Source organism: Micrococcus sp. Mcc89, assembly GCF_024519795.1.
Classification (GTDB): Bacteria; Actinomycetota; Actinomycetes; order Actinomycetales; family Micrococcaceae; genus Micrococcus; species Micrococcus luteus.
In genome coordinates, this window is record NZ_JALJRI010000022.1 from 1 (window position 1) to 16,075 (window position 16,075).

A 16,075-nucleotide genomic window follows, 5' to 3' on the forward strand; every position below is an offset into this window, starting at 1 on the left:
GTCCCCAGGGTCTCAGCTGACTCGTGCATCTATTCTCAGACACGCCCTAGCCGCCGCGGCGCCGTCGTCGCGTGGGCCACGCCGCCGACGACGCCGCGCCCCGTCCCTTGTCACCCTCTGGCGCTCGCCTCGTAGCATCGGGCCCATGACCACTCCAGAGAAGAAGGACGACGCCCCCGCGATCCCCGTGCAGGACTCCCAGCTGGCCCACGACGACCCGCGCACCCGCCACCCGAAGCTCCACATCACCAAGCAGCGCCAGCCCGAGCCGGGCCTGGACGTGAAGACGGATCCCGTCCCGGACATCGGTCTGGACTCGTACCGGGGGATAGGCCGGCTGACCGGCCGCAAGGCCCTGATCACCGGCGGCGACTCCGGCATCGGTGCCGCGGTCGCCATCGCCTACGCCCGTGAGGGCGCGGACGTCGCCATCGCCTACCTGCCTCAGGAGCAGCCCGACGCTGACCGCGTCCTGGCGGCGATCGAGGCGGCCGGGCGCACCGCCGTCGCGTTGCCGGGCGACCTGATGGACGCCGACTACCGCGCCGCCCTCGTGGACGAGGCGGCGAAGCGCCTCGGCGGCCTGGACATCCTCGTGAACAACGCGGGCAAGCAGTTCATCTCCGATGACCTGACCGATCTCACCGACGAGCAGGTCCACGAGACGTTCCAGATCAACATCATGTCCATGTTCACGCTCAGCCGCGCCGCGCTGAAGCACATGGGCCCGGGCAGCACGATCGTGAACACCACCTCGGTGCAGGCCTACAACCCCAACCCGAGGCTCCTCGACTACGCCGCCACCAAGGGCGCCATCAACAACTTCACCAAGGGCCTGGCCGAGCAGCTCGGCCCGAAGGGCATCCGCGTCAACGCGGTGGCGCCCGGGCCCATCTGGACGGTGCAGCACGTGTCCTACGGTGAGCCCGAGGAGAAGCTGCCCGAGTTCGGCCACAGCACCCCCATCGGCCGCGCCGGCCAGCCCGTGGAGATGGCGCCCGCCTATGTGTTCCTGGCCTCGGGCGAGTCCAGCTACGTCAACGGCGAGACCCTGAACGCCAACGGCGGCACGCCCACCCCGTGACCGCCCGCCTCCTCGCCGACGTCGACACCGGCATCGACGATGCCTGCGCCCTGCTCCACCTCGTCGGCGCCCACCGCCTGGGTGTCGGCCCCGAGCTCGTGGCCGTCACCACCACGGGCGGCAACGCGACCGCCCGGGACTGCGCCCTGAACACGGCCGCGGTGCTGGACCTGGTCGGCCGGGCCGACGTCGAGGTGGCCGTCGGTGCCGAGACCCCGCTGCGCCGGCCCGCGGTCACCACCCCGGAGACCCACGGCGACGGCGGTCTCGGCCATGCCCGGATCGATCGGCGCCCTGAGTGGCTCTCGCCCCGGCCCGCCGTGGAGGTGTGGCTGGACGAGCTTCGGGCCCACCCCGGGGAGACGACGATCCTCTGCACCGCGCCGCTGACGAACCTGGCCCTCGCGCTGCGCGTCGAGCCGCGCCTGCCGTTCCTCGCCCGCGGCATCGTGATCATGGGCGGCTCCTTCTATCATCCGGGCAACACCACGCCCACCGCCGAGTGGAACACCTGGGTGGACCCGGACGCCGCGAAGGAGGTGTTCGCGGCCTTCGAGGGCCTGCCCGAGGATCGCCTGCCGGTGGTGTGCGCGCTCGAGACCACGGAGCGGATCGAGTACACGCCGGCCCTGCTGGACGGCCTCCTGGCCGACGCCGGGGCCCGTCCCGTCGGCTGGTCCGCGGACCGACCGCGGGTCGCCGGGCCGGCCGCCGCGACCGGCCGCCCCGTCCTGGACGTGCTCGCCGACGCGCTGCGCTTCTACTTCGAGTTCCACCACGACTACGACCAGGGCTACATCGCCCACCTGCACGACCTCTTCGCCGCCCAGGTGGCCGCGGGCCAGGCCCGCATCGCCACGCGGGCCACCGTCGTCGACGTCGAGGCGGACTCGGAGCTGCTGCGCGGCACCACCGTCCACGACACGCGGGACATCTGGGGCCGGCGCCCCAACGCCCGGCTCGTCACGGCCAACGACCCCGCTGAGGTGTTCGCGGCCTTCGCCCGCGCGGTGGGCGCCGTCGTCGCGGGGGAGCGCACGCCCGACGGCGGCGCCCCGGCCCGGTGACCGCCGTCGGGAATGCCCCCCCCGCCCGCGCGAGGTTGCACCCGATGCATCCGCCCGACCCCGACCCTCCAGGAGCTCCCTCATGACCGACGTTCCCACCGTCCCCTTCCACGACGGCCAGCAGATCCCGCAGCTCGGGCTCGGCGTGTGGCAGGTCGAGGACGACGTCGCGGCCGACGTCGTCGAGCAGGCGATCCGCGCCGGCTACCGCCACATCGACACCGCCGCGATCTACGGGAACGAGGAGGGCGTGGGCCGCGGCATCGCCGCGTCCGGCGTCGCCCGCGAGGAGCTGTTCCTCACCACCAAGGTGTGGAACTCGGACCAGGGCTACGAGGAGGCGCTCGCCGCCCTCGACGTCTCGCTCGACAAGCTCGGCACCGACTACGTCGACCTCTACCTCATCCACTGGGCCAAGCCGGCGCAGGGGAAGTACCTGGACACCTGGAAGGCCCTGATCGAGGCGCAGAAGCAGGGCAAGGTGCGCTCGATCGGCGTCTCCAACTTCCCGGCCGCCCAGCTCGAGGAGATCATCGAGGCCACCGGCGTGGTGCCCGTGATCCACCAGGTCGAGACCCACCCGTACTGGCAGCAGCGCGAGCTGCGCGAGGTCGAGGGCCGCCACGGCATCGTCCACGAGTCCTGGTCCCCGCTGGGTCAGGGCGGCGACCTCCTCGCCGACCCCGTGGTCACGGAGATCGCCGAGGCCCGTGGCGCGACGCCGGCCCAGGTGGTCATCGCGTGGCACCTCGCCCACGGCTTCGTGGTCATCCCCAAGTCCGTGACACCCGAGCGCATCGTCTCGAACCTCGAGGCCGCGGGGGTGGAGCTGACCGACGACGACGTCGCCCGGATCGACGCCCTCGACCGCGAGGACGGCCGCCTCGGCCCCGACCCGGCGGTCATCGACTTCTGATCCAGCCGCCACCGCGCGCACCCGGCCCGTCCCCCTGGGGGCGGGCCGGTGATAGCTTTGCTCGAGAATGCCCGGCGGCCGCCGCGCCGCCCGGGCGCATCTGTCCAGGCACTCCACGGAAGGCATGCACCATGTCCCACCAGGCTCCCCCCGCCGATGCGTCGAAGGCCCGCGCGCCGCGGACCGCCGTCCCGGTGACCCCGCAGACCCGCGCGAGCTCGCTGACCGACCTGCTCGGCGCCGTCGTGCGCCTGTTGCCCCTGCAGCTGAAGGACGAGCTCGCGCTCGCCAAGGGACACGTGGCCGCGAAGGGCAAGAAGGCCGGCATCGGCGCCGGCGTCGCGGTGGTGGGCCTGTTCTTCCTCGCGCTCATGGTGGTCGCCCTCGTGGTGACGCTGATCGGCGCCTTCGCCGACCCGACGTTCTGGTTCCCGGCGCTCATGGTGGCGCTGGCGTTCCTCGTGCTCGGCCTGATCTTCGCCGGCGTCGGCCTCGTGATGGTCAAGGGCGCCATGCCGCTCGTGCCGCAGGAGACCGTGCGCAACCTCGAGTACGACCTCGGCTACCTCAAGGAGGGCAACGCCTTCGACCCGGCCGAGTACGACCGCCTCAAGGCGGAGCGCGCCGAGGCCAAGCGTGTCGAGGCCGCCCGCGAGGCCGAGCGGAAGAAGGTGGAGAAGGAGGAGAACAAGAAGGCCCGCAAGAACGGCGAGGCCGCTCCCCATCCGGACCGCGCCGACGCCAGCGAGGCGGAGATCCGTCGCCGTGCCGACCTGCGCCGCCGCCACCTGGGCGACATCCGCTCCGGCCTGGACGAGAAGACCAGCGTGAAGGGCCAGCTCGCGGCCTTCGCCGCGCAGCGCAAGGGTCGCGGCGTCACCCCCGAGACCGCACACGCCACCGAGCAGACCGCGCCGTTCACCGGTGCCGCCCGCGCGGGGGAGCGGACCGCCGAGGCCGAGGACTACGTGAAGGACAACTGGCAGCCGCTCGCGCTGCTCGGCGCCTCCTCCGCCGCGTTCGTGGCGCTCGCCGGCCGCCTGCGCCGCCGCTGATCCGAGGGCGCCCGCCCTCCCCGGCCCCCGAGGCCCCGATCCCCACGGATCGGGGCCTCGTCGTCTGCGGGGAGGGGCGACGGCGTCGGTAGGCTGGGCGTGTGGGGCGCCCGGCGGGGGCGTCCGCCCGCGGACCCTGGAGGAGCGACCCATGCGTGTGATCGACGTCGGCCTGCGCGAGGGCCACGAGTACCGCGTCCGCGACACCTGGCTGACCGTGCCGAACCTCATCACCCTGGCCCGCTTCGCCCTGGTCCCGGTGTTCGTGTGGCTCACCGTCGACGGCCGGCACCTGGACGCGTTCGTGATCCTGGCGGTGCTCTCCGGCACGGACTGGGTGGACGGCTACGTGGCGCGCCGGTTCGACATGATCTCCACGGTCGGGCGGTGGCTCGACCCGGTGGCGGACCGCCTCTCCCTGCTGGTGGTGGCCGTGACGTTCGTGGCCACCGGCATCGCCCCGCTCTGGCTCGCCCTGGCCATCGCGATCCCGGACCTCGTGCTCGCCGCCGTGTGCCTGTGGCTGTTCGGCGGCAGCCCGGATCTGCCGGTCACGGTCCTGGGCAAGGTGCGCACCGCGCTGCTGCTGGTGGGCACGCCCCTGCTGCTGCTCGCCCGTGTGCCGGGGGTCGACGGCGGCCCGTGGAGCGGCGTGGCCCTGGCTCTGGTCGGCGCCGGTTGCCTGCTGCACATCCTCGCCGCGGGGGACTACCTCGTGCGCGCTGTGGGCAAGGCCCGCGGCCTGCGGGCGGACGGTCAGGACCCGCGCGAGCACCCGTCCCGCCGGGGCTGACCCCCTCGCGCATCCTCGTGCCGGCGCCGACGGTTGCTACCGTGGGACGCGCGCCGTGCCCGCGGCCGATCCTCACGGCACGGGCCGGGCGCCGTCGTGCCATCGCCACCACAGAGAGGGACCGCCGTGTCCGACCGTCCCGGGATCGCCGCCGACCGCCCCCTGAAGGTGCTGATCGCCGCAGACACCTATCCGCCGCACGTCAACGGGGCCGCCACCTTCGGCCACCGCCTCGCCACGGCGCTGCACGCGCGCGGCCACGAGGTCCACGTCGTGATGCCGCGCAGCGAGGCCGGCCCGGACACCGTGGAGCACCGGCCGGAGGCCACCGTGCACCTGCTGCGCTCCCTGCCGGCGCCGACGCACGAGTACTACCGTGTGGTGCTCCCGCGGCATGCCAAGATCTCCTTCCGCCGCATCTACCGCGAGGTCCAGCCGGACGTCGTGCACGCCCAGTGCCACTACATGATCGGCGAGGCCGCCATCAACGAGGCCGAGCGGCGCCGCATCCGGATCGTCTCCACGAACCACTTCATGCCGGAGAACCTCGAGCCGTTCCTGCCGTTCCCGCAGTGGTTCCTGGACATCGTCTCCCGGGTGTCGTGGAAGGACATGGGTCGACTCATGGGCAAGGGCGCGGTGGTCACCACCCCCACGGCCCTCGCCGCGCAGGCCATGGCCGAGCACGCCGGCCTGGACAACGTTCTCCCGGTCTCCAACGGCATCGACGCGAGCGCCTACGAGCTGCAGCCGGGGGAGAGGGTGGACCATCCCGGCCATCCGGTCGTGCTCTTCGTGGGGCGGCTGGCCGTGGAGAAGAACGTGGAGGTGCTGATCCGTGCGATCGCGCACCTGGCCCGCACCCGCCCCGACCTGGACGTGCACGCCGAGATCGTCGGCGACGGCGAGCAGCGCGACCGCATCCGTGCCACGGTGGACGAGGAGGGGGTGGCCGACCGCGTCCTGCTGCGCGGCCACGTCTCCGAGGAGGAGCTGCGGGCGGCCTACCTGCGCGCCGACGTGTTCTGCCAGCCGGGCACGGCGGAGCTGCAGTCCCTCGTGACCCTCGAGGCGCTCAGCGCGTCCACCCCGGTGGTCCTCGCGGACGCCCTCGCGTTGCCCCACCTCGTGGACGAGGGCGTCAACGGCCACCTCTTCCCGCCCGGGGACCACGTGGCCCTGGCCGATCGGATCGCCCGGATCCTCGACCTCTCGGACGCGGACCGCGCCGCCATGGGCGAGGCGTCCCACGCGAAGGCCCTGCATCATTCCGCCCAGAAGACGGTGGACATCTTCGAGCGCCTCTACCGCGGCGCGACGGCCGCCGAGGTCCGCGCGATGCTCTGAGCCCTGTCGGTAGGATGGGCGGGTCCCGCGCGATGCCGCGGGGGAGGGGCGTTAGCTCAGTCGGTCAGAGCAGGGGACTCATAATCCCTGGGTCGCGGGTTCAAGTCCCGCACGCCCTACAGAAAACGGCCCCCGGCCGCGCGGTATGGCGCGGGCCGGGGGCCGTCGTCGTGCCGGTGCTCAGTAGCGGGCGGCCACCGCGAGCATGTCGGACTTCATGATCGTCGTGGAGGTGAACACCAGGCCCGCGTCCTCGTTGAGGGCGTGGGCGAGCTGGCCGCCGCCCATGTACATGGCCGTGTGGTAGATGCGGCCGGTGGACTGGTTCGCATAGAACACGAGGTCGCCGGGCTGGGCCTGGGAGATCGGCACGTAGGACTTCGCGGCGAGGTACTGGTCGCCGGCGCGGCGCGGGATGGAGATGCCGGCCCGGGCCATGGCCTGCTGGGTGAGGCCGGAGCAGTCGAAGCCGGAGGGGCCGTTGCCGCCCCACACGTAATAGGAGGACGGGTTCCGGACGGCGGAGCGCACGTAGTCGACGGCGGCCTGCTTGGACGCGGGCGCCGGCGCAGGGGCGGGGGCGCTGGAGTTGGAGACCGAGGTGGTCTTCAGGACCATCCCCGGGTGGAGCATGGTCGAGGAGCTCATGCCGTTGATGGACTGCAGGATCGAGGCGGACACCCCCGTGCGGTAGGAGATGATCCACCAGCCGTCGCCGGCCAGCACGGTGTAGGTCGAGCCCGAGGTGGACGGCGCCGGGGCCGGGGTCGGGGTGGCGGTGCCGGAGGTCTTGAGGACCATGCCGGGATGCAGCACGGTCGCGGCGGTCATGCCGTTGAGCGACTGCAACCTGGACATGGAGACGCCGGTGCGCTGGGCGATGATCCACCAGCCGTCGCCGGAGCGGACGGTGTAGGCGGTCTCGGCGGCCTGGGCGGTCTCGGCGACGGACACGGTGCCGACGCCGGTCAGGGCGGCGGCGCCCAGGGCGAGGGCCACGGAGGCGGCGGCGGTGCGGGGGGCGCGACGCACAGCGGCGTGCGAGGAGGTCACGGACATCGGATCTTCTTCCCGGACAGGACCTGCGGCCCGTGAGGGCGGTGCCTCCGGGCGATGCCCGGAACGAGGCCGGACCGCGGGTGCGAGTTGACGAGCAGTGCGGATGACCGGGTACGCGAGGACGCGGAGGAAGCCCCGGTGTGGCGGATCGGCTGTAACCGATCCGTGATCAAGATACACGATCGTTATCGAAACGCAATCAGAAATTCGGATGACGTCCAGGTGGCCGATCGGCGCTCGACGCGCCCCGGTCGGCACCTACCGTGCGCGGCTGTCCCCGCCCCTCTCCGGCGCGGCGCTAGCGTGGTGCGGGTGAGCCCCTCCCGCCCCCTGCGCCTGCTGATGGACGCCCGCTACACCCGCACCGACTTCCACGACGGCATCTCCCGCTACGGCGCGAGCCTCATCGAGGCGGTCGCCCGCCGGACCGACGCGCCGGGCCCGGAGGGGGCCGACGTCGAGGTCGAAGTCGCGATGCTGATCTCGGACGAACGACAGCTGGCCCTGCTCCCGGACGGCGTGCCGTGGCACCTCGTCTCCGGCCCCACCTCCCCACGCGAGCCGTTCGTGGCCCGTCAGGTCGCGCGCCTGCGACCGGACGTCGTCTTCTCGCCCATGCAGACCATGGGGTCGTGGGGGCGGGACTACGCGCTGATCCTCACGCTCCACGACCTCATCTACTACGAGCACCGCACCCCGCCGCGGAACCTGCCCGAGCCGATCCGCTGGCTCTGGCGGGCCTATCACCTGACCAAGATCCCGCAGCGGCTCCTGCTCGACCGCGCGGACGCGGTCGCCACGGTCTCCCGGACGACGGCGGAGCTCATCGCCCGGCACCGCCTCACCCGGCGTCCGGTCCACGTCGTCGCGAACGCGGCGCAGGCGGTCCCGGAGCCGCGGGACCCGGACGAGACCCCGGAGCGCACGCTGCTCTACATGGGCTCGTTCATGGACTACAAGGACGTCGAGTCCCTCGTGGCCGCCGCGCCCCTGCTGCCGGGCTACGCGCTGCACCTGCTCTCCCGCATCAGCCCGGAGCGCCGCGGGCAGCTCGAGGCCCGGCTGGCCGCGCGCCGCGCCGCCGCGGGGGCCGCCGGCGCGGACGTGGTCTTCCACGACGGCACCGACGAGGCCGAGTACGTGCGCCTGCTCCGCCGGGCCACCGCGGCCGTCACCCTCTCCCGCGCCGAGGGCTTCGGCCTGCCCGTGGCCGAGGCGATGGCCCATGGCACGCCGGTGGTGTGCTCGGACCTGCCGATCTTCCGCGAGATCGCCAGCGCGGGCACCCCGTCCTTCCGGGGTGTCCCGCTCGAGGGGGACCGGGCGGCCGCGCTCGCGGCCCGCGTGCGGGAGCTCGAGGACCCCGCCGAGTTCGCCGCGGCCTCCCGGGCGAGCGTCGCTCAGGCGGCCCGGTTCAGCTGGGACGAGTCCGCTCGCCGACTCCTGGACCTCACGGCCGCGCTGGGTGCGGCGCGGCGTGCGGCCAGAGCACGGACGGACCGCTCCAGCCGATGAGCACCAGCGGGTCGAGGTAGCGATCGAAGGCCGCGTCCCCCACCCGCCAGCCGTCGGGCTCCCGCACGCCCCAGTGCACGCACGCCCGCGTGCAGTGGGGTGGCGCCCCGGCCAGTCGCCCCACCGGGTCGCCTGCGGCGACGACGGCCCCCACGGCGACATCCGCCTCCACCGGCTCGAGCGAGCTGCGGGTCCCGTCCTCGTGCTCGAGGGTCAGCACGGGGCGGTCGACCACGACCCCGGCGAACACGACTCGGCCCGCCGCCGGTGCCCGGATCGCTGCGCCGGACGGCACGGCGAGGTCCACGCCCCGGTGCCCCCGACCCCACGGTCGCTCGGGCGCGACGAACGCGCGGAGCACGTCATCCGGGGCGGCGCCGGCCACGGGCGCGTGCCACGCGACCGGCGCGGCCGTCGATCCCGGACCTGCCGGGGACGCCGCGACGAGCAGCAGCGCGTCGCGCCCCGACGGTGCGGACGTGGCCCGCGGCACGGCGTCGAGGCCGCCCACCCCCGAGGCGAGGACGAGCCAGGCGAGCAGGGCCGCCGCGACGCACCCCGCGATGTGCGGGCGCGGGAGCGGACGGGGGAGGAGCGTGCGAGGGGTCATGGCGACAGCCTGGCGTCCCGGGCGGCCGCGTGGCGGGCCCGCAGTCCCATCGTGGAGAGCGCCCGCCGCACCGGCCCCTGTGCAGGAGTCGGCGATGGGAGCGGTCGCCCACCTGGGGTAGGATTCACCTCAGCGGTGTCCTGTGGCCGGCCCTGTGCTGTGCCCCGGACGCCGACTCCGCGCATCGCGGTGGGTCGCTTCAGCGGCCCAGCCCCCACGCTCGGTCCCGTCCCCGCCGTCCTCCTGGAGAGGACGTCGGCGCGGGTGCTCGTGGGGCCCGGCAGCCCGCCGTCGTGATGCCAGGGGCCGCCCGACCGGGCCGGCCGCCAACCGTCAAGAAATCGACCGGCAGACCGCCCGCGCGTGAAGCGCGGGGTGCCACGGCTGCCACAGAAGGGAACGTCATGCCCGTCGTGACCATGCGCCAGCTCCTCGACTCCGGTGTCCACTTCGGCCACCAGACCCGCCGCTGGAACCCCAAGATGAAGCGCTTCATCTTCACCGAGCGCAACGGCATCTACATCATCGATCTCCAGCAGTCGCTGTCCTACATCGACCGCGCCTACGAGTTCGTCAAGGAGACCGTCGCCCACGGCGGCACCATCCTGTTCGTCGGCACCAAGAAGCAGGCCCAGGAGGCCATCGCGGAGCAGGCCGGCCGCGTGGGCATGCCCTACGTGAACCACCGCTGGCTCGGCGGCATGCTGACCAACTTCTCCACCGTCTCCAAGCGCGTGCAGCGCATGAAGGAGCTCGAGGAGATCGACTTCGAGGACGTGGCCGGCTCGCAGTTCACCAAGAAGGAACTGCTGCTGCTCAACCGTGAGCTCGAGAAGCTGCAGGCCAACCTCGGCGGCATCCGCAACATGGCCAAGACCCCCTCCGCCGTGTGGGTCGTGGACACCAAGAAGGAGCACCTGGCCGTCGACGAGGCCCAGAAGCTCGGCATCCCGGTCGTCGCCATCCTGGACACCAACTGCGATCCGGACGAGGTCGCCTACCCGATCCCGGGCAACGACGACGCCATCCGCTCCGTGAACCTGCTGACCCGCGTGGTCGCGGACGCCGTCGCCGAGGGCCTGATCGCCCGTCAGGGCGGCAAGTCCGGCCAGGCGGCCGCCGAGCCGATGGCCGAGTGGGAGCGCGAGCTGCTCGAGCAGCACAACGCCCAGCAGGCCGAGCAGGCTGAGCAGGCCGAGGCCCCCGCTGCCGAGGCGCCGGCCGAGCGGGCCGAGGCCCCCGCCGCCGAGGCCGCCCCGCAGGGCGAGTGATCCCGGCCGGTCCGTCGGCCCGGCCTCACCCGGCCGGGCCGACGGACCGGATCAGACCCCGAACATCCCGCACAACCCACACCACGGGAAGGACCGAACGAGCATGGCGAACTACACCGCTGCTGACATCAAGGCCCTGCGCGAGCGCACCGGCGCCGGCATGATGGACGTGAAGAAGGCTCTGGACGAGGCCGACGGCGACGCCGAGAAGGCCATCGAGATCATCCGCGTGAAGGGCCTCAAGGGCGCCACCAAGCGCGAGGGCCGCTCGGCCGCCGAGGGCCTCGTGGCCGCGACCGTCGAGAACGGCGTCGGCGTCATGATCGAGCTCAACTGCGAGACCGACTTCGTGGCCAAGGCCGACAAGTTCATCGCCCTGGGCGACGTGGTGCTGCGCGCCGCCGTCGCCTCCGGCGCCACCGACGTCGACGGCCTGCTGGCCTCCGAGCACGAGGGCCGCACCCTGGGCGACTACGTGACCGAGGAGGGCGCCCTGCTGGGCGAGAAGGTGGCCGTGCGCCGCCTGGCCCGCGTGGAGGGCGCCTACGTGGACGCCTACCTGCACAAGACCTCCAAGGACCTGCCGGCCCAGGTGGGCGTGCTCCTCGCCGTGGACGCCGACTCCGCCGAGGCCAAGACCGCCGCGCACGACATCGCCGTGCACGTCGCGGCCTACTCGCCCACGTACCTCACCCGTGAGGACGTGCCGGCCGAGACCGTCGAGAACGAGCGTCGCATCGCCGATGAGACCGCCCGTGCCGAGGGCAAGCCGGAGCAGGCCCTGCCGAAGATCGTGGAGGGCCGCATGACCGGCTTCTTCAAGGAGATCGTGCTCGTGGACCAGCCGTTCGCGAAGGACCCGAAGCAGACCGTCGGCAAGGTCGCCTCCGACGCCGGCACCAACGTCACCGGGTTCGCCCGCTTCCGCGTCGGCAACTGACCGCCGCACCCGGACCGGCCGCTCCCGGTCCACGCCCCGCGGGGGCGTAGGATCGGGAGCGACCCGAGGTCCACTCCGGCGCCGGACGGCGCCGACGACCATCGCATGACGGGGTGGCCGCCCCGACCGGGCGGCCACCCCGTCCGCGTGTCCGCCCCCGGACGGCCCCACGGCCGTCTCCGGCCCGACCCCCACCGACCAGGAGATGCTTCCCATGGAGACGAACCGCGCCCCCGAGGACCCGACCACCGCCCACGCCCCGCAGACCTCGGACGACACCGGCCGCCGTCGCGTGCTGCTCAAGCTCTCGGGCGAGGTGTTCGGCGGCGGCAAGATCGGCGTGGACCCGGAGACCGTCCGCGGCATCGCCGAGCAGATCGCCGCCGCGGCGGACCAGGTGGAGATCGCGATCGTCGTCGGCGGCGGCAACTTCTTCCGTGGCGCGGAGCTGTCCGAGAACGGGATGGACCGCCGCCGCGCCGACTACATGGGCATGCTCGGCACCGTGATGAACTGCCTGGCCCTGCAGGACTTCCTCATCCAGGCCGGGGTCACCACGCGCGTGCAGTCCGCCATCCACATGGAGCAGGTGGCGGAGTCCTACATCCCGCTGCGCGCCATCCGCCACATGCAGAAGGGCCGCGTCGTGATCTTCGGCGCAGGCACCGGCCTGCCCTACTTCTCCACGGACACCGTGGCGGCCCAGCGTGCCCTCGAGGTCGGGGCGGACGAGGTCCTGATGGCCAAGTCCGGCGTGGACGGCGTCTACACCGCGGACCCCAAGAAGGACCCCACCGCCGAGCGTCTCACGCACCTGACCTACGACGAGGCGCTGCTGCGGAACATCCGCGTGATGGACCTGACCGCCATGACCATGTGCAAGGACAACGACCTGGACATGCGCGTGTTCGGCATGGAGGGCCCGGGCAACGTGACCCGCGCCCTGCTCGGCGAGCCGATCGGCACCACCGTCACCGTCTGAGGCGCGCCGCGTAGGATGGCGGCAGACCTGTTCCACCACACCGAGGAGACACCGTGATCCAGGAGACCCTGCAGTCCGCCGAAGAGCAGATGGACCGCACCATCGAGGCCACGCGTGAGGACTTCGCCTCCGTGCGCACGGGCCGCGCCAACCCGGGCCTCTACTCCAAGGTGATGGTTGACTACTACGGCTCGTTCACCCCGCTGCAGCAGCTGGCGTCCTTCACCACCACGGACGCCCGCACGCTGCTCATCACCCCGTTCGACCAGTCGGCCCTGCGCAACATCGAGAAGGCGCTGTCCGAGTCCGAGGTCGGCGCGAACCCGTCCAACGACGGCAAGGTCATCCGCATCGTGATGCCGGAGCTGACCGAGGAGCGCCGCAAGGAGTACGTGAAGCTGGTCAAGTCCAAGGCGGAGGAGCACAAGATCTCCGTGCGCAATGCCCGCCGCAAGGCCAAGGAGGCCATGGACAAGGCCGTCAAGGACGGCGAGGTCGGCGAGGACGAGGGTGCCCGCGGCGAGAAGGAGCTGGACGCGCTCACCAAACGCCACGTCGAGCTCATCGACGAGATGGCCAAGAACAAGGAGCAGGAGCTGCTGGAGGTCTGAGCCTCCCGCCGTCCGCGCTCGCCCCATGACCTCCGCCGTGTCCACCTCGCCCGCACCCCAGCGCGGCGGCCGCGACCTCAAGTCCGCCGTCCTCGTGGGGGTGGGGCTGCTGGCGACGGCCCTGGTCGGCCTCTTCTGGCTCGACTGGCTGCTGGTCCTCCTCGTGGTCGCCCTGCTGGTCGGCGCGGTGTCCGAGATCGCGACGGCGGTGCGCGGCATCGGCCTGGACGTGCCGCGGCCCCCGCTCTGGGTGGCCGCGGCGGTCCTGCCGCTCACCGCGTGGCGGTGGGGGGTGCCCGCGCTGTTCATCGCCCTGGTGGCATGCCTGGCGCTGGTGGCCGTGTGGACGGCGCTGACGCGGCGGCGTCCGGCGGGCCAGTTCATGCTCGCGGGCGTGTTCATCGTGCTGTGGGCGCCGTTCCTGCTCTCCTTCGCCGCGGCGCTCCTGGACGAGCCGCTGGGGCACCGCATGGTGGCGGTCCTGCTGCTGATGGTGGTCTCCAACGACACGTTCGGCTACATCGTGGGCTACCGCTTCGGCCGCACCCCGATCGCCCCGCGCATCAGCCCCAAGAAGTCCTGGGAGGGCCTGGCCGGCTCCCTGGCGGGCTCGGTGCTGGTGGGCGTCGTCGCCGTCCCCCTGCTGGTCGGCCAGCCGTGGTGGGTCGGCGCCGTCCTCGGCGTGACCACCGTCGCCGCCGCCACCTCGGGGGACTTCTCTGAGTCCATGGTCAAGCGTGAGCTCGGCATCAAGGACATGTCCTCCGCCCTGCCCGGCCACGGCGGCGTGATGGACCGCCTGGACTCCCTCGTGTTCGCCGCGCCGGTGGCCTACACCGTGCTGGCGCTGCCCCTTACCTGATCCACCCCTCGACCCGGCACGTCCGGGACCCACACCGCAGGAGACGCCCATGACCCCCCGCACCACCCCGGACGCCGAGCCGGTCTTCGAGCTCGTCGAGCAGGACGAGATCGGCTACGAGACCACCCACGTGGACGCCTTCATGGCGCGTGCCCGTGAGGCGCGCGACGGCGGTGCCCCGCTGACGGCGGAGGAGGTGCGCCAGGCCCGCTTCGCGACCGTCAACGGCGGCTACGCCACGGACGAGGTGGACGACGAGCTGGACCGTCTGGAAGAGGAGCTGGCCGCCGCCGAGCGTCAGGCCTTCGTCGCCGAGCGCGGGGACGAGGACTGGGCCGCAGACCTCCAGGAGCGCGTGGCCGAGCTCGTGGCCCGCGCCGACCGGGCCCCGGCGGAGCGCTTCCGCCGCCCCTCCCGCGCGGACGCCGTGAGCTACGACGTGGACCAGGTGGACGCGCTCGTGGACCGTCTGCGCGTCACCCTGGCCGGTGCGGAGGACTCGACGGATCCCGGCGCCGAGGGCGGGCTGACCGCGGACGACGTGCGCCGCGCGTCGTTCGGCGAGGCCGAGGGTGCCGCCGGCTACGAGGAGGGCCAGGTCGACGCCTACCTCGACGCCGCCGTCGACGTGCTGCTGCGCCGCGCCTGACACCCGGCCCTCGCGCGGCGGCCCCGGGCAGAGTGGCGCAGATCACACTCACGTGAGTACAATCGCACCACCGAGACGCCGCGCGCTCCACCCCTGCTCGCGCATGCGTACAGCTCCCTCGCCCCGCACCGTGGGCGTCGATCGGAAGGCAGTGCAGTGACCCTCGTGGACCACACCCGTCCCACCGGCGGCCGATCCGCCGGCTCTCCGCCCCCGGCGGGCCCGGCCGAGGCCGTGGCGCTCCAGGTGCTCGACGCGGAGGGCCGCCGCCGTCCACAGCCGGAGCTCGACCCGTGGATCGAGGACGTCGACGCCGACGCCCTCGCCGCGCTGTACCGTCAGATGGCCGTGGTCCGGCGCCTCGACGTCGAGGCCACGCACCTGCAGCGTCAGGGCGAGCTGGCCCTGTGGCCCCCGCTGTTGGGCCAGGAGGCCGCCCAGGTGGGCTCCGCCGTCGCGCTGCGACCGGACGACTTCGTCTTCCCGTCCTACCGCGAGAACGGCGTGGCCCTGCTGCGCGGCGTCCCCGCGCTGGACCTGCTGCGGGTGTGGCGCGGCTCCACGTTCTCGAGCTGGGACCCGAACGAGGCGCGGGTGGCCACCCAGCAGATCATCATCGGCGCGCAGGCCCTGCACGCCGTCGGCTATGCGATGGGCGTCCAGCGGGACCAGGCGGACGTGGCCACGATCGTCTACTTCGGCGACGGCGCCACGAGCCAGGGGGACGTCAACGAGGCCATGGTCTTCAGCGCCTCCTACCAGTCGCCCGTGGTGTTCTTCTGCCAGAACAACCACTGGGCCATCTCCGAGCCCGTGCGCCTGCAGACCCGCCGCAGCATCGCGGACCGCCCGTGGGGCTTCGGCATCCCGTCGATGCGCGTGGACGGCAACGACGTCCTGGCCGTGCTCGCCGCGACCCGCGCCGCCGTCGAGCGCGCCGCCGACGGGGGCGGCCCCACCTTCATCGAGGCCGTCACCTACCGCATGGGCCCGCACACCACCGCGGACGACCCCACCCGCTACCGGGACGACGCCGAGCTCGCGGCCTGGAAGGCCCGTGACCCGCTGACCCGCGTGGAGGCACACCTGCGCACCCTCGACGTGGACGTGGACGCTGTGCTCGCGCAGGCCCAGACCGAGGCCGACGAGTTGGCGGCCGAGGTCCGCCGCGCCCTCGAGGCGCTCGAGGAGGACGGCGCGGACAGGCTGTTCGACGAGATCTACGCGGAGCCCCACCAGGAGCTCGAGCGGCAGCGCCGCGAGCACGCCCTCTACCTGCAGCAGTTCGGCGACGAGGAGGCGGGCGCGTGAGCG

The 16,075-nt window shown here is 73.0% G+C and carries 16 protein-coding genes and 1 tRNA gene; 15 read left to right on the top strand and 2 right to left on the bottom strand.

What is annotated here, in order from left to right; translation table 11 throughout:
• Nucleotides 1–145 precede the first annotated feature (145 nt).
• The 7 genes from NR072_RS02455 (at nt 146) to NR072_RS02485 (ending at nt 6,381) form a co-directional block, all read left to right on the top strand.
• Nucleotides 146–1,084, top strand: coding sequence for an SDR family oxidoreductase (locus NR072_RS02455; protein WP_145951543.1), 939 nt, complete (start codon nt 146–148; stop codon nt 1,082–1,084).
• Nucleotides 1,081–2,151 (top strand): nucleoside hydrolase, encoded by a 1,071-nt coding sequence (locus tag NR072_RS02460; RefSeq protein WP_216880332.1) that lies wholly within the window; start codon nt 1,081–1,083, stop codon nt 2,149–2,151. The genes NR072_RS02455 and NR072_RS02460 overlap by 4 nt, the downstream gene beginning before the upstream one ends.
• A gap of 82 nt (nt 2,152–2,233) precedes the next feature.
• Entirely contained in the window at nt 2,234–3,067 is an 834-nt protein-coding gene (locus tag NR072_RS02465; RefSeq protein WP_044659469.1) for an aldo/keto reductase, read from the top strand.
• A 131-nt stretch (nt 3,068–3,198) separates the two neighbouring features.
• Entirely contained in the window at nt 3,199–4,122 is a 924-nt protein-coding gene (locus NR072_RS02470) for a phage holin family protein (protein WP_145951541.1), read from the top strand.
• Nucleotides 4,123–4,273: 151 nt separating this feature from the next.
• Nucleotides 4,274–4,915: a CDP-alcohol phosphatidyltransferase family protein gene (locus NR072_RS02475; protein WP_020624488.1), complete on the top strand. Its 642-nt coding sequence runs from the start codon at nt 4,274–4,276 to the stop codon at nt 4,913–4,915.
• Between the two features lie 126 nt (nt 4,916–5,041).
• The gene (locus NR072_RS02480) at nt 5,042–6,262 is read left to right on the top strand and encodes a glycosyltransferase (protein ID WP_145951540.1); all 1,221 of its coding nucleotides are present in this window, start codon (nt 5,042–5,044) and stop codon (nt 6,260–6,262) included.
• A 45-nt stretch (nt 6,263–6,307) separates the two neighbouring features.
• Nucleotides 6,308–6,381: transfer RNA gene (locus NR072_RS02485), tRNA-Ile, on the top strand.
• A gap of 61 nt (nt 6,382–6,442) precedes the next feature.
• Here NR072_RS02485 and NR072_RS02490 read toward each other — a convergent pair.
• Nucleotides 6,443–7,321, bottom strand: coding sequence for a LysM peptidoglycan-binding domain-containing C40 family peptidase (locus NR072_RS02490; protein WP_145951539.1), 879 nt, complete (start codon nt 7,319–7,321; stop codon nt 6,443–6,445).
• A 312-nt stretch (nt 7,322–7,633) separates the two neighbouring features.
• Between NR072_RS02490 and NR072_RS02495 the strand changes: the two genes are divergently transcribed.
• Nucleotides 7,634–8,836: a glycosyltransferase gene (locus NR072_RS02495; RefSeq protein ID WP_145951538.1), complete on the top strand. Its 1,203-nt coding sequence runs from the start codon at nt 7,634–7,636 to the stop codon at nt 8,834–8,836.
• On the opposite strand, the gene NR072_RS02500 is transcribed toward NR072_RS02495, so the two are convergent.
• Complete coding sequence (locus NR072_RS02500) at nt 8,772–9,446, bottom strand: peptidoglycan DD-metalloendopeptidase family protein (protein WP_145951537.1); 675 nt, start codon at nt 9,444–9,446, stop codon at nt 8,772–8,774. The genes NR072_RS02495 and NR072_RS02500 overlap by 65 nt on opposite strands.
• Before the next feature lie 404 nt (nt 9,447–9,850).
• Here NR072_RS02500 and rpsB point away from each other — a divergent pair, with 404 nt between their 5' ends.
• The 7 genes from rpsB (at nt 9,851) to pdhA (ending at nt 16,072) form a co-directional block, all read left to right on the top strand.
• A complete protein-coding gene (rpsB, locus tag NR072_RS02505; RefSeq protein ID WP_145951536.1) occupies nt 9,851–10,717 on the top strand; it encodes a 30S ribosomal protein S2 in 867 nt (288 codons plus the stop codon).
• 103 nt (nt 10,718–10,820) lie between these two features.
• Nucleotides 10,821–11,657 (top strand): translation elongation factor Ts, encoded by an 837-nt coding sequence (gene tsf, locus NR072_RS02510; RefSeq protein ID WP_044659472.1) that lies wholly within the window; start codon nt 10,821–10,823, stop codon nt 11,655–11,657.
• 214 nt (nt 11,658–11,871) lie between these two features.
• Entirely contained in the window at nt 11,872–12,639 is a 768-nt protein-coding gene (gene pyrH, locus NR072_RS02515) for a UMP kinase (protein WP_002857706.1), read from the top strand.
• 53 nt (nt 12,640–12,692) lie between these two features.
• On the top strand, nt 12,693–13,250 hold the full coding sequence (gene frr, locus NR072_RS02520) for a ribosome recycling factor (protein WP_036314042.1): 558 nt from the start codon (nt 12,693–12,695) through the stop codon (nt 13,248–13,250).
• Between the two features lie 25 nt (nt 13,251–13,275).
• A complete protein-coding gene (locus tag NR072_RS02525) occupies nt 13,276–14,112 on the top strand; it encodes a phosphatidate cytidylyltransferase (RefSeq protein WP_145951535.1) in 837 nt (278 codons plus the stop codon).
• 49 nt (nt 14,113–14,161) lie between these two features.
• Complete coding sequence (locus NR072_RS02530) at nt 14,162–14,761, top strand: DivIVA domain-containing protein (protein ID WP_134416508.1); 600 nt, start codon at nt 14,162–14,164, stop codon at nt 14,759–14,761.
• Nucleotides 14,762–14,917: 156 nt separating this feature from the next.
• Nucleotides 14,918–16,072 carry a pyruvate dehydrogenase (acetyl-transferring) E1 component subunit alpha gene (gene pdhA, locus NR072_RS02535; RefSeq protein WP_049147670.1) on the top strand — a complete coding sequence of 385 codons (1,155 nt, stop codon included), beginning with the start codon at nt 14,918–14,920 and terminating at the stop codon, nt 16,070–16,072.
• Nucleotides 16,073–16,075 lie beyond the last annotated feature (3 nt).

What these genes read in the sequence shown, in the direction of transcription:
- NR072_RS02455 (WP_145951543.1), top strand. Translation starts at nt 146, where the DNA reads ATGACCACTCCAGAGAAGAAGGACGACGCCCCCGCGATCCCCGTGCAG.
- NR072_RS02465 (WP_044659469.1), top strand. Translation starts at nt 2,234, where the DNA reads ATGACCGACGTTCCCACCGTCCCCTTCCACGACGGCCAGCAGATCCCG.
- NR072_RS02470 (WP_145951541.1), top strand. Translation starts at nt 3,199, where the DNA reads ATGTCCCACCAGGCTCCCCCCGCCGATGCGTCGAAGGCCCGCGCGCCG.
- NR072_RS02475 (WP_020624488.1), top strand. Translation starts at nt 4,274, where the DNA reads ATGCGTGTGATCGACGTCGGCCTGCGCGAGGGCCACGAGTACCGCGTC.
- NR072_RS02490 (WP_145951539.1), bottom strand. Translation starts at nt 7,321, where the DNA reads ATGTCCGTGACCTCCTCGCACGCCGCTGTGCGTCGCGCCCCCCGCACC.
- NR072_RS02500 (WP_145951537.1), bottom strand. Translation starts at nt 9,446, where the DNA reads ATGACCCCTCGCACGCTCCTCCCCCGTCCGCTCCCGCGCCCGCACATC.
- rpsB (WP_145951536.1), top strand. Translation starts at nt 9,851, where the DNA reads ATGCCCGTCGTGACCATGCGCCAGCTCCTCGACTCCGGTGTCCACTTC.
- tsf (WP_044659472.1), top strand. Translation starts at nt 10,821, where the DNA reads ATGGCGAACTACACCGCTGCTGACATCAAGGCCCTGCGCGAGCGCACC.
- pyrH (WP_002857706.1), top strand. Translation starts at nt 11,872, where the DNA reads ATGGAGACGAACCGCGCCCCCGAGGACCCGACCACCGCCCACGCCCCG.
- NR072_RS02525 (WP_145951535.1), top strand. Translation starts at nt 13,276, where the DNA reads ATGACCTCCGCCGTGTCCACCTCGCCCGCACCCCAGCGCGGCGGCCGC.
- NR072_RS02530 (WP_134416508.1), top strand. Translation starts at nt 14,162, where the DNA reads ATGACCCCCCGCACCACCCCGGACGCCGAGCCGGTCTTCGAGCTCGTC.